Raw genomic sequence first — 26,059 nt, 5'->3', positions numbered from 1 at the left:
CAACAGCGAAGATAGTATCACTATCCGTCGCACTGTTGTTGCCGGAAGTGGAATCATTAGCTCCAGCTGGGACAGCCACCGTGGCGGTATTCACCGCATCCTGTGCCAAAGCGGCAGAGGGCAGGCTGATCGCGACAGCTCCGGTCGTGGTCAAGAGAAGGCGTTTATAGTGAATTGCAGAATGTTTCATGTCAGTTCACCGTGCACGAGAATGAAAGAGTTGTGCTTTCGCCGTTGGCTAAAGAACCCAGCGTGATTCCCACTCCCGTAAGATCACTCACAGTGAAGCTTCCCGGAGGAACGCCACTGCCAGTAATCGTGACTGCATTTGCGGCTGGGCAAGACAGGCCAGTCCCAGGAGTGTCGGTGACAATTGCCCCAACGCTGGTGTCCGGGCCGTTGTTAGTGACAACAAGCGTGTAGGTGGTTGTCGAACCCGAAACGACAGTGTCGGAAGCCTGATCGACTTCTCCATTAACCCCTGGTGTGTTCGTCTTGGTAATGGAGAGATCAGTTTGCCGGGTAACATCCACAGTAACCGTTGCGATCTGGCAGTTCGTCGGAAAGCCGATTTCGCAGATCTCATAATCGAAACTGTAAGTGCCACCGGATGTGCCTGCATTTACGCTCACTTGTCCCGTCGATGTATCGAAGTTTAGGCCCGCCGGAACGCTCGATCCCGCCGCCACTGCCAGCGTCGTGTTCGTTGGACCGGCAGCCACTCCGTTCAAAGTGTCCCCGTCATAAGCGTTAACGACATCCAAAGCGCCAGAAACCCCATCGATACCACTTGCGCTATCCGAGACGGCAACAACTGCGCCCTGCGCAGTCTGGACGATGATAAAATTCAGGTTGAAGAAAGCGCGCGCATTTCGCCCCCCCTGAACGTCATCATAAAAGATTGAAAAAGATGAACTGGGCGTGGTCAGACTAAATGTTGCAGTTTCGTTCGTCGGGTTGTCGCCCGCATCATTCGCGAGAAATGTACCAACTGCACCCGCCGAAGACAGCCGCGATGCCTGATCAGCATAGGCCGGCGGGCTAGCAAATGAATGAACTTCAATTGTTGGAGATGTCCAAGTCCCAGGGACATTCGCTGCGAAACTATCACGAGGCGCGGTGCCGTCGATATCGTCAATATCTGGATAGACCACGCTATCGAACAAGAATCCGGAAGTCTCGAACCGAATCTCAATAGCGCGATCGCATGCCGCGATGCTGGACCGAGCAAAAACATCTGCAACGCCTGTGGCATCAAAAGCGAAGCAACTCGTATTTTGTGGCTCGCCGCGAACCGTGATCGTCCGTCCAGAACCATCAGTATAGATTGCAGTATATGGATCAGGAACCGACACAACCGTAAAGTTCTGCGCCGACACAATAGAAGGCGTCAGTAATGCCACTACAACAATCAGCAGAGTTCTACCCAACCTGCTCATAAACAGGTGGTCACAACAGCTTCCCATGTTCTTGCCCCTATCATTCGCGACCAAATCAGCCGGGTCGGATTGCTTAATCGTTCCTCGATCCGCAGCTATGTAGGTTGATATGGCCCGGTAGGGTTAACGGTCCGTAAATTACAACGCCGTGACCTACGTTTTCATACTTATTGATGACTTCTGACTCATACTTATCGACCAGAACCGCAATGTTTAGGCTCTAGCCCAATCAAAGAACGTCTCCGGACTACCCATCATTTCTTCGATCAGGTCGCCGATGCGCTGCCCGGCCTCAATGACCGGTCCGTCATCCAGATGAGCGTAGCGCGCGGTAGTGGTCACGTGCCTGTGACCCAACAACTTGCCGATCATCGGAAGTGTTTCCGAGCGGGCGGCGGCGTGGCTCGCGAAGCTGTGGCGCAGATCGTGCAGTCGCACACCATGCAGACCCGCCTCTTCGCGAACGTCTCTCCAAAGGCAAGTCAGATCAACGCTCTTTCGCGTTTTCGGATTGAAGAACACTTCCGGGCGGCGCTTGTGACGTGGAAGGCATTTGATCACGGTCCACGCGGCTTCGCCCAGCCAGACGGTACGCGGACCGGTTTTGCTGTCGGTCAAGAGCAAGCGGCGGCCCTTGACCTCGCTCCAGGTCAAGCCGGTGATTTCGGATCGTCGACATCCAGTCAGGATCAAGAGCTGCAATGCCGCGCAATGAACCGGTCTCGATTTGCGGTGTTTGTCTATCGCCGCGCCAAGGTGCCGAAACTCCTGATCGGAAAGGAACCGCTCGCACTTGCGCCGCTTGTTCATTCGGATCGAGGTGCACGGGTTTGAGCCTTCTGGCTTGATGCCCCACTCTTCGGCCTTGTTCATCATAGCGCGCAGGATCTCACACGACCGGTTTGCCGCTCCTGGGCCTCCTATCTCTGTTACGCGGTTGAACCACTCCTGCACGCTGGGCTGCTCGATCTCGTCGAGGAACAACCGCGCAAACGCCGATTGGAGATAGTTCTGCCGATACAGTCCATGCGTGTGCAGGGTTGATGTCTTCCAGGTTGGCGAGACTTTGCGCCAGTAGGTGTCGAGAAAGTCCGCGTAGAGCGGGACCTTGCGGCGTTTCTTCCGCTTCTCCGCTGGGTTCTGACCGACCTGAGCGCGCAGAAGCACGCGCCGCGCAACATCCATCGCCTGTGCTTCGCTCAGTATCTTGGCGTTGCCAATCGTTACGGTTCGCGTCCGTCCCTGCATCGCCGCCTGGACAATGTAGATCGTGCGTCCACTCGCGTAGTAGCGCGTCCCGAAACCCGGCAGTCGTTTCGACCAGACTATTCGGCGTAGTTTGCTGTCGCCTTTGGTTTTGCCGACAACGCCGATACGCGCCGTGGCGAGTTCTTCGGTGACGATGGTCTGAAGTGTTAGCGCGTTCATTGGCCTACTCCGATCAGGTTCGCGATCGATCCCGACACGCGCTCGGCAGCATCGGCGATGACCTCATCGGACAAATGCGCATAGCGCGAAGTCGTCTCGGCCAACGCGTGGCCGAGCAGCTTGCCGATCACCATAAGCGAGATGTTGTCGCGGATAGCGGTCGAGGCGAAGCTGTGCCTGAGGTCGTGTAAGCGGACATCGGGCAGAGCAGCCCGATTGCGGATTTCCGTCCAGTACATGCTCAACTTAGTTGGCTTGCTTGGGTTACGATCCGATGGAAAAACCAACCCCCTCGGCTTGCGATCCGGGATAGATGCAATCACTTCGACAGCCTGCCGGTTGAGATAGATGATTTTCGCGCCGCTCTTACTATCCGGTAACATCAGGCGCGGTTCTTGTACCCATTCCCAACGCAAGTTCTCGACCTCTCCGCAGCGCGCGCCCGTGTAGATCAAAAGTCGTATCGCAGCGACGACAGCCGAGTGTTCGGCTTCAAAATGGTTCAACGCGGTCGAGAGTTGGCCGTATTCACGGGCAGATAGGAAGCGTTCCTTTCGCTTGCGTTTGTAGCGCGGCGTCCCTCTGCAAGGGTTCGAACCACGGCTGCGGTATCCGAGTTGTTCGGCATAGCCCATCATCACCGAAAGGATCGGGATGGTCCGGTTGAAGGCACCTGTGCGCTCGGCGAAGCCATCGCGCCAGAACGAAACATCGGCCTTGGTGATTTCGTCGACACGGCGATCACCGAAGGTTGGGAGGATGTCCCGATCGATCCCGGTGCGGTTCCGCTGGCGCGTGCTCGGTTTCCAGTGGTGCGCATAGTCAGACCAGAAACGCTCAGCGTATTCTCGCATTAGGGGAGCTTCCTTCGCGCGAGACTTCGTGGTCTTGCGCGAAGGCAGGCCATCGAGGGCCACTTCCGCCAGTTTTTCCCGCGCAAGTCGACGCGCCTCAATCGCCGTATTCTGCCCAGTCGTTCCAAGCGAGGTGCGGCGCTGTTTGCCGCGCTGGCGAAACATCACGAACCAGGTTCGGCGGCCCGAGGGATGCACGCGCAGACCGAAGCCGGGCAGCTCGCTATCCCAATATTCAATCATCCGCTTGCCAGGCCTGCGCCGGGCGATATTGCCGTTTAGCCTCACACGCTGGATGCTCTGTTCACCCTCATCCTGGCGCTCACGCGGCACTGCGGAAAGCGCATGATTCGGGCTTGATTTTTGCGGTAACACATGGCCATTTCGGTCCATCAATCTGCTCCTCGCTTTTGAGGATCGAATTCGAGCAAGATACTGGTAAAAAATATCTTTCTGCATCAGCGATGCGTACGGTGTGCTTTGTCAAGAGGGACTGCCAGACCATTCCGGTTTTGGAACTCAGCAAGTTCCAAAAGGTTGATTTTATGGGTTTTCCAGTTGGAAAGCCGGGCCTTCCGGCCGTGAGCAACAGTGAGGAATATCGTCGATGTTCAGCCAATGTTCCGGAATGGGGACCAAATAGCCATCACAAGCGCCTGATCTCAAGAGCGAGAAGCTGGGCTACAGGCAGAGTTGTTCCGGCGTGCGAGATTGAAGCGCAAGGAGGAGTAATATTTTGGCTATGGAACTAACTCCCGGCGCGATCATAAAGATCATTCCGGTGAGTCTTGATGCTGACTTAGTCTGCTCAGACATAGGCAACTATCAGGGTTTCTGTTCAGCCAAATCAAGAGGCAATTGTTGGTCCTACGGTGCTGCCGCCCACGAACAAACGCAGACGTGCAAAATGGGGCACTGCTCGGTCGAGAAGCGCCCCGCTTGAAGTAAGGTGGTGAAGCGAAATCTCAGTCGATCTCGGGAGCATCCTTGTTGTCTTCGTTCTCGCCGGAGCCGTTGCCGCGCGACAGAAAGTCAACCTTGTCGGCGAGGATCTCCGTACCGTAGCGGGTCACGCCTTCCTTATCGTCCCGCTGGGTATAGTGGATGCGGCCCTGGACGCTGACCAACTGGCCCTTCGAGCAATACTGGCCGACGGTCTTGGCGAGGCCGTTGAAGCAGGTCACCCGGTGGAACTCGCTTTCCTTGGCAGTGTAGCCGTTCTCGTCCTTGTAGGTCTTCCCATCCTTATCGCGTGCGGGGCGATCGGTGACAACGGTGATCCCGGTGACATTGGTACCGCCTTGGGTCGTGCGGACATCCGGCTTGCGGGCGACGCGCCCGGTGATGATAGTGATATTGGTCATGATGCAGATTCCTTCAGTTCCTCAAACCGGAGATCATCTCCGGCTTGCGAACATCTGAAAGAAGCAGGGCATGGGAGGGCTGCACCGCAAGAGCGAAGCTCCAAGGGAAACCTGTTCATGACGGGTGGTGCGGCCAGGCAGCGCCCAAGCGATTGCAGCAAAAGTGGGAACCGGTTTTGCGACCGCAATCGCGCAAGGAGACGCTGCCAACACGGCCGGAAAGGAACGGGTTGCGGCTCCTCAGCTGACCTGGTTCAGGACTGTTCGCGAAGAAAGCCGGATGGGTATCGGGTGCGGGTCTGAAGGCTCGCGTGACCCCGCTGTAATCAGCTTTCGCCGTCGCTTTCCGATGCTGCCAGAGGTTCTACGAAGGCCTAGCTCAGCTTCCCGGTCTTCCTCGTTCTCGAACGCCACGTCGATAATGAGGGCTGCTCCGTACATCTGCATAAGCGCAAAGAAAGCTACGTACTGGCCCCGGTCGTGTTTATTGCTCGGCAAACCTGCATTGCCTCAAAAAAGGCAGGCTTGTGGCTTACCACCTGTGCCTCAAACCTGCCGGGATAATCTCTATCGGCGACAAGTAGTCCGATGGCGGAGCTGGCCTAACCTGGGTTTGCATCTCGTCACCTCTCTCCTCGAACGGGACTGACTTGAACTGGATCCCCTCGTCAGTTTCAACTGCGCGCAGCGGCCCGCCATCCTCGGGAAAGCAGCCGGCCTTTTCGCCGCCGTAGCGGTAGAGGCACGATTTTCCGTCTTGCCCGATCCGGATTTGCACTGCGTTGCCGCGAGGGTATCGCCTACAATAATCACCTTCTAGCACGGTTTCTCCATCGGCGGCATAGAGGCACCCACGACCGAATTCGCCTTGCGGACGCGCGAGACCTTCGCCGAGCATGAAACTGACGCTACTCGCACCTGTCAATGCGCCGGGGAACCTCTCTAGCGGTTTGAGCAGGCGGAATTCGTTATCGTGCTCGGTAGGTTCGATAGTTCCCTGATAGGTGAGCCGTGCAAGGCCGAATTCGGCAGGCAGTATGTCGTAGCGTTCGACCGATGTTGCAGCGACAACACGCGACGGATCGAGATCTCTGATTCCGCGAGGACGCTCGTCGGTCACCATCCACCAGACGTCGGGATCGAAGCCTTCGGGCGCGGGAACTCCGGTATTGAACCGCTCAATGCCCAGCGAAGGTAGGAAGACCCGGCCGATCCTTTCTGCACCGGCGCGGGTTTCGAGGCCGGTAACGGCAGCGATGACCGTCTCGAGCTGCGCAGTGCCGTAGTTCGAAGCGCCGAGCGCCTTGCGCACAGGAAAGCAGTCGTCGCCGAAGCGCACCTTGCCTTGCGACACGCCGATGGTTCCAGCGAGTGCGTTCCCCGCATCGTCGCGTCTTCCGGACAACGCCACGACCTGCGAGACGCGTTCGGTGGCGCCTGAAAACTCCCAGATCACCGGTTCTTCAGCCATTAGCAGAACGAACAGCGGCGCGTCGCCGGGTTCGACAATCACCTCGGCGATGCTCGTCTCGCGATCCTGTCCGCCTACCGCGACCGTCGAGCCCAGCTGGCCGCCACGCGCCGCGATGGCGAGCAACTCGGTCCCGGCTTCAGGGGTGGGCACTGCGCATAGCGGCAGACTGGCAATATCTCGTGCCAATTCCACCGTGCGGCGACCGGCTCTGTACTCTGCCGGCGAGACCGTCCCGTCGCCATCGCTGTCGATGCGGGCGAACTGACGTCGGAAGGCACCAGTCAACTCCTCCTCGCTCAGCCGGGCGTCGCCATCCTGGTCTATCTGGAAGAGGCGCTCGAACATTCGGCTGCGGCGTTCCTGTTCTCGCGTGCTGAGCTCAAATGGGACTGCCTGGCCCGCCATCTCGGCGGCGGTCACGATGCCATTGCCGTCAAGGTCCATCTGGTCGAACCGGATGTTCGGTTCCTCCGTGGTGGCCGGGCGTAGCTTCGCAAAGGCGGCCAGATACTCCTCCTTGCTCAGGCGCTTATCGCCATTGAGGTCGGATTCGTTGAGAATTCGTAGCTGCCGCCCATTGCCCCTCGCAATATCGGCGATTTCGATCAGGCCATCCTTGTCAAAATCGTAAATGTCGAAGATGCCTTCGGCCACCTTGCGCCCGCTTCGCTGGTATTCGATCGCGTCGCGGATCTCGGCTTCGGTGAGGCCGCCATCGCCGTCCGCATCCATTTCCGCGATCTCGCTCTCGGACCTCGCGATGCGGCTTTGCAGCTTGGCAAGCGACTCCTCGCGGACGCGGGCATCGATCCGGGCGACATCGTCGCGATCGAGCCCGTTGCTATCGCCATCGACCGCTCGGAACGCAGACAACAAGTTGTTGAGATAGGCATGCGACGTGGATCCAGATCGCACGTTCGCGAGCAGCAGGATCGCCGGATCGTATTGGGAGGCCCGAGCCTCGCGATCCTGCGCCGCCAACTGCGGGCTCGCGATTGCGGTGGCAGCCAGGAGGCTTGCCAACAAACTCGATGATCGAAACACGGTCGATGTCCTCCGGGATATTCTCTTGAAAGCCCGCGGCTTTCTGGAGGACAAAAGTTTGCAAACGGTTAGCCGGACTAAGTGGATCGCTGAATGAAGCTGGATACGCTTGGCAAACAGGAACCGGGGAGGCTGCAACTGTGCCACAGCCTCGCTACCCCGTGTTGCCAGACGCCTTTGCGGGCAATCAGTTACGCGTAGAAATGCAGGTAATCCTGGTTCTCGTAGTGCAGGCGTTCCTCCGCGCCAGCACCCTGCACCCCGAACGTGCTCATGTCCTGCCGGATCATCATCAGCTTTCTTGCCAGTTCGGCATCAGTGCTGGCTGGAACTGAAGCAGAGGTCCCGCCTTGTTCAGTGTCGTTCGCGGCTTCCGGCCGCATTGCGACGAGGATGTCGAGCGGCTCTGGGGTTGCACCGCTACCCGTCAACTGAGCAAAATCCACGCGCAAGGGGCCGCCCCAGTCTTCTTGATCCTCAATCGCAAGACGTGGCGGGTTCGATGGAGCAGATTGCCCATTTGAATCTGCTCCAGCTTCCTCCGATTGCGCTTCGGCTTCAACCGGCGCTTCCACCACCTCGCCCAGCAACACTCTTTCGTCGGGCATGACGCGCATGTGCTGGCCCTTAGGCTCTTCTGTCTCTGACGAGGTGTCAGACATTCCTTCAAACGCGGCATTCAATCGCAGATCAAGCGAGCTGTCAGCAAAGGCCTGGTCGAAGACCGGAGCGATCTCAGGCGGCCAGAACATCGTGAAGTAGGCAGAGGCCGGATCGAACCAGCTGCGCGGTCTCTCGGGCGCGGCTTCTTCCACGACCGGCACGGTCAAGGTACGCAATATGCGGTCTGAGCGTTGATTTTCATTCATACCAAAGCGATCAAACAGATCGGTGGCGGCATCGACGTTGCGGTCACGCAGACGGTCGAACACGTCCTCAAGCGATATCTCATCGCGAAGCGCAGTTCCGAAATCACCACGCGGCAGGAACACATCGGGCGGGAACCCGAAGCTGCCCGTGCCGACATCGAATGCAGCACTAGTGGCGGGCGCTGTTGCCGGACGATAGGCGAGTGAGACATCTGCTGCCGTGCCGGTCATGCCGTTGCTACGTACAAAGCTGGTCGTCGCGACGAGCGCGTTCTTCCCGAGCTTCACGCGGTTCTGGTTCGCAGTGACCGCATCGAGCCGGATCGAGACGATACCTGCTTCTTCCAGCGTGCGCAGCTCGCCCGCATCGGTGCGGCCATTACCATTGCGATCCTGCCAGACGCGCAACTCGCCAAACCGGGCATCGTTTGCGTCCACCTGGCCATCACGGTTGCTGTCAAGACGATCGAGGCCTTGAAGACCGCTGCGCGCCTCGTCATCTTCGCTTGCGAGCGACAGTTCCGACGCCTCGGTGATCAGCCCGTCATTGTTGCGGTCGATCACAAGGAAGCCATCATCGCCCTTGAGCCATCCGGTGTCGTCGCTTGCACCATCGCCATTGTAGTCGAACATAGCACTCGACTTCTTGCGCTTGATCAGTTCGATACCGTCGCCGTCGAGATCGAGCGCAACCGGGGCAAACATGCCATATGTCCGGTTGGAGAAGGTGAGAATTGTATTGGCACCAAGCTGGCCCGCAAGCGGGTCCATGCCGCGGCGCGCCCTTTTGGGAGCCACAGTCACAGTGCCGTCGGCGACGCTGAGACGATACTTCTTCGACTTGCGGTCGAAGTCGTAGTGTGTCGCAGTCAGTTCCGGAACGTTTTCCGAAGCCGAGAAATAGGTCAGTGCAGCGTCGGCGAACTCTCGTGTCGTGCCATTGGTCAGCGTGTAGGTGCCGGTGTTGGCGATCGCCACTTCGCCGAATTCCACGACACCATCCAGCGCCGTCCCGGTCAGATCGATCGAGGCGATGTCGACTTGGGAAAGGCTCGCGGTCTCACCAGCATCGACGGCACCATCGCCATCGGCATCGCGCCATACGCCGAACTCGGCGAACCGCTCGTCGTCGGAGTTGAGAACGCCGTCGCCGTTGCTGTCGAACGCGGCCAATCCGTCGAGGTCGGTGGCGGCATTCTCGACATCATCGATGAAGCTGATTTCCTCGACACCCGACATCGTGCCATTGCCGTCGCGGTCGACATAGAGGAATGCGTCGCCCGTACCGATCCAGCTGGTGTCGTCGGCAAGGCCATCACCATCGAGATCGAACAGTGCATCGCTATCCGCAGCGCTGACCGTCTCGATACCATCCCCGGCCAGATCGAGAATGATCGGCGAGGTGATGTTGAGCGTCTCACCGCCACGGAAGGCCAGCTGTTCGATCGACGAGAGTTGGTCCATGCCGTCATCGCCGTGCGCGATGGCCGACAGGTCGTTAATGCGGACACCGAAGGCGCCGCCTTGGGTCACAACCGAATAACTGTCTCTGACACCAAGCAGCTGGACGGTATCGAATCCCAAGCCGCCGTAGAGCAGGTCATTGCCGTGTCCGCCCCAAAGCGTGTCGTCGCCATCGAGGCCGAACAGCGTATCATCGCCCGAGCCGCCGGCCAGCCAGTCGCCGAGAGTGCCACCGGTCAGCGTGTCATCGCCGACTGCTCCGAAGACACGGTTGGCTACGCCGTTGGTGCCGGTCAGATCGTCGGTATCGACCGTGCCATAAAGCCAGTTGGCACCGGCTCCAGCTGTGCCCAGCGATTCCACGACCACATCGAACTGGCGCGCATCGCTATCTGTGAAGCTAAAATCAGATTGGCTAAAGGTAAGGCTGCCAACGCCCGAATAGCTGGCGTTGAAGCCAAAGCTTGCCTGTCCACCCGGGGCGATCTCCTCATTCGAGCTTACGGCTTCGAACAGGATATCACCGTTGGCAAGAACGGTGGCGGTCGCATTCCAGACATTGGTGATCGCAAAATCAATACCGTCCGGCACATCCAGAACGATCTGCCAATCGTCGATGGTCGTATCGCTTGTATTGGCGAACGACACGTTCTGGCTAAGCCCGCTGCCCCAGTCGTTCGTAGGTGCAATGGTCAGCGATGTATCCTGATCGTCGGCGAGGTTGAAAGCGGGATCGCGATCGAAGATCTCGAACGCGAAATCACCTGCCGTGTAAGGCGCACCATCGACCTGAACGGTGATCTGGAACGTCTGCCCTTCGGCAAGCTCGGGCTGATAGTCCTGGCCGTCGGTCGAGAAGACAGCGCCTTCCGGAGTGATCTCGAATGTCGCAGGTCCGGGGAAGCCGTTGACCCAGCCACCGGTGATCGTGCCCGGTCCGGAGTAGCTTGCGACAATATCCCACGCCTTCAGCTCTCCTTCGGCTATCGCTTCCGGCTGAACTTCGTAATTGAAGGTGACATTGTAACCGCCGCCCCAAGCCGGATTGTACCAGCTGTTCAAGCTGGCAAAGCTAAAGCCTTCCGTGCTGCCACCACCTGCATTCTGAGCCTCGATCGTTAGAGCGAAGTCGTCGAATCCTGACAGTTCTCCATCCGACGCAGATAGACGGATATTGAGCGTGCCATCAACATTGGGCGCGGTGCCGCCGAACAACAATGTGGTAGCATCAAAAGTCAGCCATGATGGCAAGGCAGTACCATCGGCAAGCGTTGCCGTGTAGCTGAGCGTATCGCCATCGACATCGGTAAAGCTGCCGCTCGATACCGAGAACTGAACGAGCGTGTCGCCAATGACCGTTTGATCAAGGAGGGCTTCGGAAACCAACGGCGCGTCATTGACCGGATCGATCGTCAGATTGAGCGTGTTGCTTGCGCTTTCCAGACCATCGGTGGCGAAGATCCGGATGGCCAGCGAACCGTTGAAATCCGCAGGTGGTGTGCCGGTCAGCGCGGTGCCGTCGAACGACAGCCAGGCTGGCAGGTCGCTGCCGTCGGCCAGCGTGGCCGACAGCGTCAGCGCATCGCCATCCGCATCGGCGAACGCGCCATCGGGGATTGTGTAACTAACCGGCGTATCCTCGTCGCTGCTCACTGTGCCGAGCGGCACGACTACTTCCGGTGCGGTGTTGGTGGACGGTACGATCGAAAATGCCGTTGCATTGGCAGCCCGTCCGTCATCGGCGATCACTGCGATCTCTACCGGCTCTTCTATATCGGCAGGAGCCGTCCCCGAGATCTCTAGCCCGTTAACGGTGATCCAATCGGGGAGCGCGGCTCCATCGCCAGCGATAATGGCAAAGTTCAGCGGATCGCCGTCGGCATCAATAAAGGTCGTCTCCGGAACCGTGAAGGCAAAGCTCTCACCCGGTCGGACCGACAAATCGTCGATTGCGGTGACCACTTCGGGCGCATCGTTGACTGCCAGAATATCGATGGTGAGCGCGATGCTGTCGGTCGCTGTGCCATCGTCGGCGACAAGCTCGATATCGAGCGTGCCGTTGAAGTTGGCAGGCGGCGTTCCGGTAAACCCGGCCCCGTCGAACACGAGCCAGCTCGGCAACTGATCGCCCGATTGCAGCTGCGCAGTGATCGCTAGCGTATCGCCATCAACATCCTTCGCGAAGTTGGTCGGCAGGCGCCAGTCGAGCGGCTCGTCTTCGAGCGAGACAAACTCGGTCGTTTCGATGGCAAAGAGCGGCGCATCGTTCACAGAGGCGACGGAAACACTTACTCGCGCGGTTCCGGTGCCGCCATTTCCGTCCTCTACGGCGAAGGTAAATCCTGCTTCCCCGGCGAAATCGGCATCGGGGCGAAAGCGGATATTGCCATCCGATCCAATCCAGGCGCTGCCATTGCTCGCTTCGGTAAGGTCGCCCAGTTCGATCGTGTCGGCATCGCCATCGCTAGCCGCCGCAAGCAGCGCAGCGCGGTCGATGATCAGCGTGGTGTCCTCATCGGTGCCGAATGCAAGGTCACCGGCTGTGGGTGCCGTATTCTCGGGGATGAGCAGCACGCGCGATCCGTCACCCAGAAACGAAATCTCTTCGACACTGACGAGCGTATCGGTTCCATCGCGATCGGTGATCAAATCGGTCAGAGTCACACGGTCGCCATCGAACGTGATTTCATACTCATCCTGAGAGCCCCGGAACACGGCAGTGTCACGGCCCCACCCGCCATCGACGAGATCGTTGCCGCCATCGCCGCGCAATTCGTCATTGCCACTACCGCCATTGATGACGTCGGCTGAAGCAAAGCCGCGAATGACGTCGTCCCCGGCAGTCCGCACCTGAACCAGCACAGAGTTCTGCACGTCGAACCAGTCGAACGTGCTGCCATCGGCCAGTTCAAAGCTCTCGACCCGCGAATCCGTTACCCCAAATTGTCCGCGAATGGTGAAAGCGAGCCGCTCGCGTCCGGTAACCTCGACCAGCAGGTCTTCCCCGTTGATGCCGCTGCGCGAGAAGAACAGGTTGTCGAGCGTAATGTCATTGCCGAAGCGGACAGTGTCGAAGCCGCCTGCATCACGGATTGTGTCTTCATCGTAACCGCGGCCGAAATCGTAGATATCATCTCCGGTTCCGCCGAGCAGCTGATCATTGCCCGATCCGCCGTCGAGCACGCCGCCATCGGGGCCGGTCGAAATCGTGGTTTCTCCTCCGGCGGCCACGCCGCTGACAAGGCCGAGGATGATCTGCCACGAGAACATCGTGCCATCGGCCAGGCGGAATTTGTCGATCGTCGGAACGAAGCCGTCAAACTCGATCTGATCTTCGATCCGGATGCTTTCGCCGGTGCTCGCGATCCGGATGACCATATCCCGACCGTTTGGCGTTTCGAAAACGTCGATTTCGCTTAGCGAAGTGATACCGGCGAGTTCGAGCGTGTTGGTCGAGCCACCATTGTCGTCGACATCACCGATCACGACGTCATTTCCTGATGCAGCGCCGAACACGACCGTGGCGCCGGCTCCGGGCAGCAACAGAAGATCGTTACCGCCCAGCCCGTCTACGGAATCTCCCACGCGCACCTTGAGGATGTCGTCGCCCTCGGTCGCGACCGGTCGTCCTTCGTCAAGATTGACGATGATAGGAGCGTTCGGGTTGCTCTCATCGCGCTGGATGATGAGTTCCTGAATCTCGTCCCACTCAAACGTCGTTGCAGTCAAAGTGCCTGGACCGGTCGGCACCAGCAATCTAAAGGAGTCAACGACCACCGGGATTTCTGGAGGGTCGGGTTCGCCATCGAAATTGGTATCGTAGGCAAACTGGTCGGGAGTATCGTCTCCATCGGTGTCCCGCGCCAATAGCGTGTCGAACCCAGCATCGATCTGGTAAACAAATAGACCAGTGCCAGTATCGACCCGACGCGTGACAAAGTCCCCATCGTTGAAAAATTCGTCATAGGTTTCGACTTGCCAATCGGCTGTTCCATCTCCGTCAAGGTCGGGGTTATCCCAATCGGGGTTTCCATCCCCATCGAGATCGACCGATGCGATGTCTGATTCGCCGTCTTGATTGATATCGACCGCGGCCCAATCGACGGAACCGTCCGGATTGGTCGGCAGGGCGACGGTCCCATTGTCCGGATCGAAGTAGGCGTCGACGATGTTGTCGCCATCGGTGTCATAGAATGACGCGATGGTCGAAAACCCGGGACCGATAGGTGTGCCCGGACCAGGTCCTATCGGAATGATCGGATCGCCATCTGGACCACGAGGAGGCCCGTCGAGCACGAGATCGAAGGAATCATAGATTCCGTCAGAATTGTCATCATAGGCGAAAACGTCGATCTCGCCGTCACCATCTATGTCGAGCGTCACATCGGTAAAGCTGTTCCAATCTGCTGTGCCATCGCCATCGACGTCGGGATCGTTCCAATTGACCGTCCCGTCACTGTCGGTGTCGTAAAACGCAAGATCGAATCCGCTCCAGTCAGGCGCACCGTCAGGACCGAGACCGACGTCCGTCCACAGGTCCTCGCCCTGCGGTGGCTCTTGTATTTGGCCGACAATCCGGATGCTGGACCCGGTGACAATGTTGCGGACAATAAGGTCTGTTGGCGAAGACGTGTCTTGGACGAATTCGAAATCACCAAGCGAAGTTCCATCCCAAAGATCAATCCGATTGGAGGTCCAGCCCCGCTCCTGCGGGTCGGTTTCTGCCACGCCATCCGACAGGAAGTCATCGATGAACACGTCGTTGCCGCTGTCGTCGCGCAGCCGAAGGCGAACCCCGCCATTGCTGGCGATGAAGGTGTCATCGGTGAATCCATTGAGGACGCTGGTGGTCGAGGGCGGCAAGATAATCACATCGCTTGCAGCATCGGTGAAGAATTCGAGCGTCGTTCCGTCTGAATAGATCACGCTTTCGATCACGCCGGCATCGACGATCACGCCATCACCGAAGGCATTGAACGAGAGGCTGACACGGTCGCTGCCGTCGCTCAGCCAGGTGAAAGAGAAATCCGCAACGTCGAAGCCCTCGCCAAGTCGGACGATATAGGATGAGTCGCTGGATCCAGGATCGGACGGCGAACCGGGACCGAAATCGGACGACAAGCCCGGATCGACTATCAAAGTGTCGCGCCCATCGCCGACTTCCATCAGCACGGTGTCGCGGCCGCCGCGGCCGAATACGACATCGTCGCCAGCGCCAGGTGCGAAGTCGTCATCGAAGACCGTGGGCGGTTCGATGATTTCGCCGCCTTGAATATCAAGCCGACCATTTTGGAAATCCGATTCGTCGCTTGAGGCATTGTCCTCCGTCAAGGCGCCTTCGAGCGAAACGATTGAGATCGTTCCCGCTTCGTCGGTAACGATTAGCCGCAAGGCATTGCTGTCATAGAAGTCGACATGGCCATCGATGACCAGCTCTTCACCGGTCGTAGCCTTCAAGACAGTAACGTCTTTCCCATCCCGCGTTTCCTTGAAGGCGGCGAGGTCGCTTAGCGCGATGCCATCAAGCTGAACATGCACAGTCACGCGGCTGTCGAGATTATTCAGAACGCGATCACTGCCCTGCCCCGCCGACATACGCACGAAGATCTCGCGGTACGGGTTGATGTAGGTGTCGTCACCGGTACCGCCATCCAGCACCGCGCCATTAGGCAGAGTGAAGCTCGTCGGCGAGCCAAAATTGTACAAAGTATCTGCGCCATCGGTCCGCTCGGAATCGAGGATCAGCTGTTCGACTTCGCGCTGTGCGATCTCGCTGCCATCGGCGAAAATGATGCGCTCGATCCAATGCGCTCCGGCACGATCAAAGGGTACGAAGACGTCTTCGGGCGCGTTCGCGAGATCAGCAAAAGCGTCGTCGAAGGGCGTCCCGTCAAGCGTCAGCGTTTCGCCCGTATCGTTGATCGTAATGACAATCGACAGCGGGTCAGCCGGGCTGCGCGAAAAGCTGACATCCTCACGGTTTAAGCCTTCCAACGTCAGCGTATCGATCGCGGTTGCATCACCAAACTGGCCGTCCTGTTCCTTGATCACATCATGGCCGCTGCCGCGGCCGAAGGTGTAATTGTTGAGCGCCCCTGTCCCGATCAGAATGTCGTTGCCGGCTCCGCCGTCGAGATCGGTACGTCCGAACAGCAGATCATCGCCATCGGTGGCCTGGGCGATTTGCCCGACAACACTCGACAGGTTCAGCGAGGTGTTGGAGAACCGCAGGAAACTGTTGCGGAAATCGGGTGCCAGCGGTCGGAAAACATCCTTCAAGGTCAGGCTGTCATCCGGGGTTACTGAGATGACGAGATCAAATCCTTCACGGCTGAACTGGACACCGCCATTGAATTCCATTCCGCTGAATTCGAAATCGTTGTTGTTGATCCACTCGTCATAATATTCGTCGTGGCCAAAGCCTGCGGTGAGCACCACTTCGTGGCGGCCGTTCAAGCTGTAGATGCGATCGTTGCCCGCCCCGGGCGTGAACGTCTGCGCCCCTTCAGCATAGCTAAACAGAATATCGTCACCGTCGGTGCCGTTGACCGTTTGGCCGGTGGCGAGGTCGAGCGAACGACCGTCGGCAAAGACAATTTGCTCGACATCCCTAGCTCCCACAATGGCAGCACCGGTCTGGAAGTCGGCATCGTTCTGAAGAGAAATGTAGAGGTTGTCTCCAATCCGCAGCCGCATGCGCCGCGAATTGTTATTCTCTACAATTGCCAGGTCTTCGAGCGTGAACTGGCTGTCGACTTCGATCGTATCGAACCCGAAATCTTGATCGGAAATGGAGATGTTGCCTGCGGTGACGCGGTAAGTGTCGTTTCCACCCCCGCCGCTCAAGAAGTCATTCCCGCCATTGCCGATGATCAGATCGGCTTCGTCCGTGCCGTTGATCGAATCGCTAGCTGCCGTGCCATAAATTGTGTTGCCAGTTGTCGTGCCTGCCAGCAGCGCATCCTGGAGCAAGATGGAACCGAGATCGATCGCCTCGCCGCCCAGTTCAACCAGGGTGGCCTTTATCTGGTTTCGGTCGATTGAAACTGACGTGCCATTAGCGGCATCAATGATGAGAAGCCGACCGGAATCGAACGTGAAATCCAGATCGTCCTTCGTAACGACATAATCGAATACGATGGTCGAAAGGCCTCGATTGTCTTGAATAACAGACTCGCCATATCCCTCGCGGACAACGTAACGGTCATCACCGCCCCTGCCATTGAGGACATCGCCCCCGCCAGCGCCATCGATCACATCGTCGAGATTGGTTCCGACCAGCTCTTCACCCTGTGCGGTGCCGGTGGTGATGCGCTGTTTGATCTCCTCTGCCGACAGGACAAGCCCGTCGCTGAATTGGAAAGTTTCGATGCTGCTCGCGATATCACCGAACTGGCCGCCAATCGTGATCGAGCCGCCTCCGGCGATGTTGATCGTCAGATTCCTCCCCAGCGGACCGGTTACCGAGATGTCGGCCTGGTCAATCGTTGCATCGATCAGCAGCGTGTCGGAGGAGGACCGAGTATCCTTTTCCTCCACGATCAGATCGACGCCGGAATCCGACGTGACCGAATAAGTGTCCGAGCCTGCCCGCCCGAACAGGAACTGATCGCCAGCTTCGGCTGCAAACTCGAACTCCGCTCCGCGATTGCCGAACACGAGTGCCGCGGTGTCCTCAACTAGATCGAGAAGTTCGCTTGCGCTGCCGTCAGAAAACTGGATGGCATCGATGGGCGATCTGAATTCTCCATTCGAAAAGCCGGCAACGAATTCGATCGTGCGGCCTTCGCTTTCGAGAACGACCGACAGCGTGGCGCTGAGCCTGCCTTCTTCAACCGAAGCGTCAGTCGACAAGACTTCCGAGGTGACGCTCAGCGATTCCGGAGACCAATCGAGCAGTTCGATGCGGTCGGATCCAGAGTCATATCCTGCGAATGTGAGCGACTGCACCGCGCCAGTCACAATCATGCGATCGTCGCGCGCGGATGGAGAAAGAACCACATTCTCGCCATCCGCGATCAGCACCCGGTCGCCGGGATACGTAATGCCGTTGATCGTCGACTTGGCCGAACCGACTCCCAGGCCGCTAGCATCGCCTGCAATTATTGCATTGCGTAACTCTTCGGCAGTCAGCGGAACTCCATCACTTGCCAAGACCCCGTCGATCGCAGCTTCGAATGCAGGCTCGCTTAGCCCGAAGGCGGTGCGATACTGGCGCAGCGTTCCGGTCACTGCCTTCCAGTAGCCAAGTTTGTCGCTAGGCGATGCGGGCGCCGCGCTCGCTGCACTCGTCAACACCTGATCGATCGTCGTGCCGTCCTCGACCTCGAAGAAGGCTCCCGCAAAAAACGCGGTGCCCGGAAGCAACTGCTCACCCAGCGCCGTCGAGCCGACCAGCTTCGCAGTCGTGCGGTCCACGAATTTCGACCACTCCTCGATCAGCAAAGAAGCTGCATCCCAGCGCGGGTTCGGGCCGATCAGAGCCTGCGAGAACGGCTTGCCCGTGATTTGTTCGATCACATGCAGCCACTTGCCGTTGATCGTCGAGCCCCGGCTTTCAGGGTCGACGGCATCCGCCCCTGTCCAGCGGAGGATGATCGCCTGCACTCGTTCGTGAATCTCTCCGGCCTGCGCAACATCGAGGTCCGCCAGTTCGCGGACCAGTTCTTCTAGCCCTGGATCGCGTGCCATCGCCACGTGCAAGTCCGATACCGTACCTGTGCCAAGGATATTGGGCAGGTCCGCGACGCGGCTGAAGTCGAGGTCCGGATCGACATTCTCGCGTGCATCATACTGATCGATCGAGAGATAGACGTCGTAAATGCGCTGCGAAGACCCATCGTCGAAAGCGACGCTGGATGAGCGAAGCACGATCGAACTGTCGTCCGTGAACCGGAAATGATCGGAAGGCCGTGTGATCAGGTTGATCGAGACGATGCCCAGTTCGGTCAGCGTCCGAAGCTCGCCTTCGTCGGTGCGGGCATCGGAGTTGGCATCCACCCAGACTCGCAGGGTCTCGAATTCGACATCGGCAGCGCTGATTACGCCGTCGCCATTGCTGTCGAGCAGCGCAAGTTCGATGAAACCTTCCTCGCCAAACCGCTGTTCTCGGCCTTCGTCGAGATCGACCCGCCCGGTTCCGAACAGTTCGGTGCCGTTGTCGATCGAGCCATTGCCATTGAGATCGCGGACCAAGAACCCATCGCTCGCATTGGCCCAGGCGACTCGCTCTGCAAAACCATCATTGTCGAGATCGAAGTAGGCGGTGCTGCTGTCGAGCGCGGCGACAACATTGCGGTCGCCATCGAGATCGATGATCAGCGGATCGCGCTGCTCTTCGGCGTCGTCGGTATCGGGCTCCTTGTCGATAAGGCGGATACCGGCCCTGCCGTTGACAAAGTTCTGAATGTTGAGGGTGGGGTTGATCGAGAAGGTGAGTGAGCCGTTGCTGGCAAGTGCGTAGGTCCCGCCTTTGCCATCTTCGTAGACCCGCGAACCTTCCTCGGTTTCTTCGCCTCCGGTGAGGAGTTGGCCGCGGAGGTAAATTTCATCGCCGCTTTCCGGGTCAGTGATTACATCTCCGTCGCCGGCATAAAACTGATCTGCCCCGCCTCCGCCAGTAAGCAAGTCAATAGCAAGATCGTCGAACTGGCTTCCAACACCTGTTTCGAGCGCCCCGACGATCCTATCGCCTCGCGACCCGCCCGTAACTTCGTCTTCGCCAAATCCCCCACGTATATCATCCCCTGAATTTGACGCAAAAATCCTGTCCTCGCCTGAGGAACCACGGACAGCCTCAACTCCCTTAAAGCGAAGCCCTTTGCCGCCCTCACTATCGGTCACGGTCTGTAACTCATTACGGAGATCGCTGATCACAACGCTCGAAGTACTATAGCCCTCCAAATTCAGAGTATCGGTTGTCCTGGAACCATCCGGACCACCCGGTTGGAGCGAATTGCCTTTGAGGTCGATTACAAGGTCGGTGTTATCTATGGGAGCGAGCGAATTCACCGTTAAGGTGTCTGCCCGTTCGGTACCAGCAAGCCTTTCAATTCCCACGAAGACCGTGGTGTTGTCACCAATGGCTGCTGCAACGCTAAGGATCTTCTTGCCAGTGATATCGCCGAGTACAGGCACGCCGGGAATGAGAATCTGATCGTCCTCACGAACGATGAAGTTGATTGATTCCTGATTCTGATTGTTTGCATTGGAAGTAGAGTATTCGACGGTGTCAAAACCAAAACCGCCATTCACGAACGTGTCATCGCGATCGATAATGAAGCGATCATCGAGAATGCTACCTGTGAAACTGTCTGCGCCCGGCCCGCCAACTGCAATGCCGCCTGTAGCTACGCCTTCTGCAATCGCCTGATACAATTGAAAATCACGGGCGAGAGAGATTTGTATGGCATCGTCATCCAGCGACCCATAGAATATGTCCCGACCATCCTGCCGATAGTCGATAATTCCGCGGCTATAGAGATCCTGAATAAAGGGCGGGCCAGACACCCCAAGGCGCGCTGTCGCCGCTGCGCCATCAGCGAGTAAAACAGCTGTTGTGAGCAAAGTACCGTTCGTCGTTCCAGAGGTGAACAAAAATCCACCCACGGACCGCGGTGCGTTGTCAACATCGTCTCGCCATCTGGCGAAGTCATAATCGTAAACCGGCGCAGATCCGCTGTCGAATTCAAGCTGGACTTTTCGGCCGATTGAAGAAGGATCGATGCTCGGCTCAACGAACACGTTGAGAGCGGTAGCGATGCCGCCACCTTCGAAGTCAAAGTTGTCTCTATTTCCAATACCTGTGCGGTTGTCTCTAACTCCATCGCCGTTGTCGGGTATAATCGATAGGTCTTTTACGATCCGCCCCTCGGCACGGAAATTGTCGTCGGAGGAGACAATAAAGTCTGAGTCCAAGGAAATCTGAAACTGATTGGACGACCAGATGAATGTCCTTCGCGCATAGTCATCTTTGCCGTCGTCAAACTGGCTCTGGCTAAACGCAAGGCGACCTGAGGAGATGCCAAGTTCTGCGATAAGAAACTCGCGATCGATTCTGTACAACGTACCGCCCGAGCCACTGGGGCCGACCGCGGTAACACCTCCCGAGGCGACACCTCGCTGCACGATGCCGTCGATCACCGCACCTGTGGCCTCGAAGAATTTTTGGATCAGCTCGAAAAAAGCGGGCCTAGCGAAACGTCCTGGCCCAGTGTCGGAGAAGTAGTCGGTTAGGTTGACGCTTATCTTTGTGGTCGCACCATCAGGTCGAAGCAACGCTTCATCCGTCAGATCAGAGGGCCTTTGAGCTCCGTAAAGGAATTGCGAGATTACGTCGTCTGCAAACGCCCGACTTGTCGCATTTGACATCTATTGTGACCCCTTACTGATTTCAGCGAATGACATAGTAGGCTTTGCCGCACTGCGTTGATGCGGAGTCGCCTTTTTGGAAAATCTCGGTGAACAGAAAGCGTTTGAGGGCCTGATCACGCTGTAGATGGCTGGTTGTGTAGTTGCTTTCGTCCAACCAGATCCGGTCCGCGTTTTCGATGTCGTCATCGATGACCCAAACGTCTTTGACCCAGCGGCCGGGAATTCCTGATTGGCTCGCTGGAGCGTAGTGAATGTTTTCGGACCAGCCACCTTCTCGAAGCCAGCGTGGACTCAGGGCGCGGCAACACTTTGGATACTTATCCAGATAAGCTGAAACGACCTGTTCTTTGGTAGCATCAGGATCTTCGCTCTTCGCGCGCGCCTTAAAGGACCGAAAATGGGCAGGCACAAAAGGGGGCTTCGCTTCGTTTTCCGGGCCCCCTGCCTCTTCCTTGCCGACCTCTAAGGAAATCTCGCGGTCGCTGTATCCAGAATAGCGAGCCGGCTCAGTTCCTTCGGGAAACTCACGCAACAAGCGTTCGTCGGCATCGAAATGAAGCGACAGTGCATTGATAATGTAGTCGCGATCACTGAGGATCCCCCTGGTTTCCTCACAGGTCAGATTTGACTCAGAAATGGATCCTGGTGCGCAAGAAAGTACAAAGAAAGCCAAAAAATTGGGTAAAAATAAAGCACCGCGCGGTTGCTTTTGCAGCGAGTCCTCGGCCTTTACCACTTATTGCTCGCCCTACTCAAAAATGGTCGTCGAGCACCACGACACAGCGCGCATTGCACGACCCCCCAAGAACATCGATCTGGACTCAGATTACGACCCTGACCCTATCCCGACCCCAATTTGATTCGAAGACTAGCCCCGACCTTCCGAAAAGCAATTGTATTTGAGCGACATTCGCGAATACTTTTCCACTATCGCTCGCGACCAGCCTCGCTCATGGCCTGGTTGATGGGCGACAGCAGATACTGGATGATCCGGCGCTTGCCGGTCTTGATTTCGGCCTGGACGGACATCCCCGGCTGCACCCGGTTGCACAGTGGGTGGCGCGTGGGATCGTCCGGTCCGCATGCAAGCTCTATCCGCGCCGCATAGACCAGACCTGGTTGGACCGGGCGGCCGTTGGAATCGCGCGCAGTGCCTGCTGGCCGCTGGCTTTGATCGATGGCATCGCGGCTGATGTTGGTGACCTCGCCTTCGATCAGGCCGAAGTCGGTAAAGTTGAACGCTTCGAGTTTTACGGCAACGCGCTGACCGACACTAATAAAACCAATGTCTTTGTTCTGGACGAAAGCTTCAATAGTAATTCCGCTATTACAACTCATCGCGCTGGTCGCGTCGCCGCTGGAGCACGGCACGATTACCATTAACGGCTGAGCCGGTTGAACCACGCCGCCCACCGTGCTGACCGCGAGCTGCTGGACCACGCCATCGACGGGACTGCGCATCTCCTGATATTGCCGCCGCCGCTCCGATTTGCGCAGTTCCTCTTGCGCTAGCCCCACACGATCATTGGCCTCGGCAAGGTCAGTAAATGCAGTTTTGCCAAAACTGGCACGCAGGTTCCTAAGCTCGGCGTCAATGCGGCCGATGGAGGCCTGAGCGCGCATCTGATTGGCTTGCTGCACTTCGATGTTGCGCAGGTGCTCGGCGCGCAGCTGTTCGTATTCCAGGAGCTGTAACTTGGAGTAGAAGCCCTTCTCGGCCAGCTCGGCGCGGGCGTTCAGCTGCTGATCGATGTAGGGCAGAGCCTCTTCGAGTTTGGCGATCTCGGCACTGGCTCCGGCAAGCTGCGCCTGGTTCTCGGCGCGCTGCTGCCGAAGCGCCGAAGCCTGTGCCTCATATTGGGCGATCGCACTGTCGATAAACGCCTGCTGGGTGCGCGCGATATCGGGCGGCGTGTCTTCCGGCGCAGCGAACCGGGTCGAACCGCCATTGAGATGCGCGAGCAGTGCATCGTTGCGCGCCTCGATGATCCGGGCCGATTGCAGCGACTGGACGCTTTGCGCCTCGTCCGCTTCGCTGAGCGTGGGATCGAGCTCGATCAGCAGGTCGCCCTGTTTTACAAACTGGCCATTGGTCACATGGATCGCGCGCACCGCGCCGATCTCGATCGGCTGAATGACCTTCGCGCTTCCGCCGGGCACGGTCTTGCCCGCAGCGGTCGCGACCACATCGATTTTGCCAAAAATCGCCCAGACGAGCGCCAGTACGAACAGAGTGCAGGTCAGGAGCAGAAGCCAGCGCATTCCGGGGCTGGGAGGCTTCTCCATGATCTCGAGCGCGGCAGGCAGAAACTCGTGCTCGTCCTTCGGCTTGAAGGCCTTGTCGGCTTGCGTTTGACCACGCCATGCTTCGCGCAGCACCTGCCAGTGCTTGGCCAAGGTCGGGAACCTGGTCGCGATCGCGTTCATGCCGGTTCGAGCTCCCGGCCTTCGCCCCCGCCATCGTGAGACGCGCCATTCGCCAGCCCGGTCTGCTTGGCATGGAGCTGCGCATAGCGTCCACCGGCGCGCACCAGCTCCTCATGGCTGCCCATCTCGGTGATTTCACCGGCTTCCACGGTGATGATGCGGTTGCAGGGACGCACGGCGGAGAGGCGGTGCGCGATGATCATCACCGTGCGCCCTTCTGCGATGCGGCCCAGATTATCCTGGATGATTTCCTCGCTCTCGGCATCCAAGGCGCTGGTCGCCTCGTCGAGGATGAGAATGCGCGGATCAGTGATCAGCGCGCGGGCGATGGCAAGCCGCTGGCGCTGGCCGCCGGAAAGATTGGCGCCGCGTTCCTCGATCACCGTGTCATAGCCATGTGATAGCGAGAGGATGAATTCGTGCGCCCCGGCCAGTTCTGCCGCAGCAATCACCTTGTCCATCGCAATGGTGGGATTGGAGAGCGCGATATTCTCGCGCACAGAGCGGTTGAACAGGATGTTCTCCTGCAGCACCACCCCGACCTGTCGGCGTAGCCAGGCCGGATCGACCAGCGCCAGATCGGTGCCGTCGACCAGCACACGGCCCTGTTCGGGCACGTAGAGCCGCTGGACCAGCTTGGTCAGCGTCGATTTGCCCGATCCCGAAGGCCCCACGATGCCGAGCATCTCGCCCGGCGCGATGTCGAGGCTGACCCCGCGCAGCGCCTCGGGCGCATCGGGGCGGTATTTGAAACGCACTTTGTCGAACTCGACCCGGCCCTTGATCGGCGGCAGGCTCGCCCGGTTGGGATTGTGCTCCGGTTCGGCGGGCGAATTGAGGATATCGCCTAACCGGTCGACCGAGATGCGCACCTGCTGGAAATCCTGCCATAGCTGCGAGAGGCGCAGGATCGGCTGCGCGACACGGCCCGCGAGCATGTTGAACGCAACCAGCGCGCCGACCGAAAGCTCTCCATTGATCACCGCCTTGGCGCCAAAAAACAGGATCGCCACCGTGGTCAGCTTGCTGACGAGCTGGATCAGATGGCTGCCCCAGGTCGAGAGCACGGTCACGTCCCATCCGGTCTGAATGTAGCCGGCGAACTGCTTCTCCCACCGGTCGCGCATACGCGGCTCGACCGCCATCGACTTCAGCGTGCCGATGCCGGTGACGGTCTCGACCAGGAAGGCTTGGTTCTCCGCCCCGCGCTTGAATTTCTCGTCGAGCCGGGCGCGCAGCGGCGGCGTCACGAACACCGAGATCAGAACGTAGACCGGTATGGTCAGCGCGACGATCAATGTCAGAAATGGCGAATAGATATACATCACCGCGAAGAAGACGATGGTGAAGAACAGGTCGATCACCACCGTCACCGCGTTGGAGGTGAGGAAGTTGCGGATGTTCTCCAGCTCGCGCACGCGCGCCACGCTGTCGCCCACGCGCCGCGCCTCGAAATAGGAGAGCGGCAGCGCGACCAGGTGCCGGAACAGACTGGCCGAGAGCTCGGCATCGACCCGGTTCGAGGTATGCGCGAAGAGCCAATTGCGCAGCCCTGACAGCATGGTCTCGAAGATCAGGATTGCGGTCAGACCGATCGCCAGCACGTCGAGCGTGGTCATCGACTGGTGCACCAGCACCTTGTCGATCACCAGCTGGAAGAAGATCGGCGTGGCGAGACCGACCAGCTGGAGAAAGAAGCTGCCGATCAGCACGTCGCGCAGAGGCTTGCGATACTTGACCAGCGCGGGAATGAACCAGCTGATGTCGAAGGCCCGCTTCTGGCCTGCGATATGCTCGCGGCTCGTCATCAGCAGCAGGTCGGCTTCGCCGCCCGTCAGCTCGAAGCCGTCCTCGACCTGCTCTTCGGACCAGATTTCGGGCCGCTGGCTGTCGGGCTTGAGCACCATATGCCGGTTGCCGGTATCGCCGGTGTCGTCGATCTTGAGCAGGACCGCGGTTCCGCCGTCGGCGAGCCGAACCAGCGCAGGCAGCGGCAGCTTGGCCAGCTCGTGCACCGCGGCGCGTTTGCGCCGCGCCATCAGGCCAAGTTTTTTGGCGACGCGGATCAGATCGTCGAAATCGTAAGGCCGGTCGCCCTGCCCGCGATCGTGATGGATCTGCGCAGGTTCGGCAGGCACGCCAAGGAACTGAGCGAGAAGCACGAAGCTCGCCAGCGCCGCGTCGGCGGGAACCGCCGATGGGTTGTGTTCCGAATCGCTCATGAAATATTCCGACCCCGCAGTGCTTTTACTGCGAAGGATGATGAGATCAATATGGGTTGCCCGCATCAGCCAAACACAGGCTCCGGTGACAATTCTACTAT

At 58.5% G+C, this 26,059-nt stretch carries 10 protein-coding genes; all 10 read right to left on the bottom strand.

Annotated elements, in window-relative coordinates; all coding sequences use genetic code 11:
• Positions 1-190, bottom strand: a 190-nt coding sequence (locus ACGHU1_RS16015) for a hypothetical protein (RefSeq protein WP_390588508.1), incomplete at its 3' end; no start/stop codon positions are given.
• A 1-nt stretch (position 191) separates the two neighbouring features.
• Positions 192-1,439, bottom strand: coding sequence for a hypothetical protein (locus ACGHU1_RS16010; RefSeq protein ID WP_390588506.1), 1,248 nt, complete (start codon positions 1,437-1,439; stop codon positions 192-194).
• 213 nt (positions 1,440-1,652) lie between these two features.
• Positions 1,653-2,867: a tyrosine-type recombinase/integrase gene (locus ACGHU1_RS16005; protein WP_390588505.1), complete on the bottom strand. Its 1,215-nt coding sequence runs from the start codon at positions 2,865-2,867 to the stop codon at positions 1,653-1,655.
• Positions 2,864-4,114 carry a tyrosine-type recombinase/integrase gene (locus ACGHU1_RS16000; protein ID WP_390588504.1) on the bottom strand — a complete coding sequence of 417 codons (1,251 nt, stop codon included), beginning with the start codon at positions 4,112-4,114 and terminating at the stop codon, positions 2,864-2,866. Before ACGHU1_RS16000 ends, ACGHU1_RS16005 begins: the two co-directional genes overlap by 4 nt.
• Positions 4,115-4,686: 572 nt before the next feature.
• Positions 4,687-5,085: a single-stranded DNA-binding protein gene (locus ACGHU1_RS15995; RefSeq protein WP_390588503.1), complete on the bottom strand. Its 399-nt coding sequence runs from the start codon at positions 5,083-5,085 to the stop codon at positions 4,687-4,689.
• Positions 5,086-5,617: 532 nt separating this feature from the next.
• The gene (locus ACGHU1_RS15990) at positions 5,618-7,540 is read right to left on the bottom strand and encodes an EF-hand domain-containing protein (RefSeq protein WP_390588501.1); all 1,923 of its coding nucleotides are present in this window, start codon (positions 7,538-7,540) and stop codon (positions 5,618-5,620) included.
• 254 nt (positions 7,541-7,794) lie between these two features.
• Positions 7,795-21,000, bottom strand: coding sequence for a putative Ig domain-containing protein (locus ACGHU1_RS15985; RefSeq protein ID WP_390588499.1), 13,206 nt, complete (start codon positions 20,998-21,000; stop codon positions 7,795-7,797).
• 328 nt (positions 21,001-21,328) lie between these two features.
• Positions 21,329-22,045: a hypothetical protein gene (locus ACGHU1_RS15980; protein WP_390588497.1), complete on the bottom strand. Its 717-nt coding sequence runs from the start codon at positions 22,043-22,045 to the stop codon at positions 21,329-21,331.
• Positions 22,046-22,236: 191 nt separating this feature from the next.
• Positions 22,237-23,736 carry an HlyD family type I secretion periplasmic adaptor subunit gene (locus ACGHU1_RS15975; RefSeq protein ID WP_390588495.1) on the bottom strand — a complete coding sequence of 500 codons (1,500 nt, stop codon included), beginning with the start codon at positions 23,734-23,736 and terminating at the stop codon, positions 22,237-22,239.
• A complete protein-coding gene (locus ACGHU1_RS15970; protein WP_390588493.1) occupies positions 23,733-25,958 on the bottom strand; it encodes a type I secretion system permease/ATPase in 2,226 nt (741 codons plus the stop codon). The genes ACGHU1_RS15975 and ACGHU1_RS15970 overlap by 4 nt, the downstream gene beginning before the upstream one ends.
• Between the last annotated feature and the right edge of the window lie 101 nt (positions 25,959-26,059).

The organism is Erythrobacter sp. MTPC3 (assembly GCF_042854385.1).
GTDB lineage: Bacteria > Pseudomonadota > Alphaproteobacteria > Sphingomonadales > Sphingomonadaceae > Erythrobacter.
Note: the sequence above shows the minus strand (reverse complement) of the source record. Positions and strands in the feature narration are given on the sequence as shown.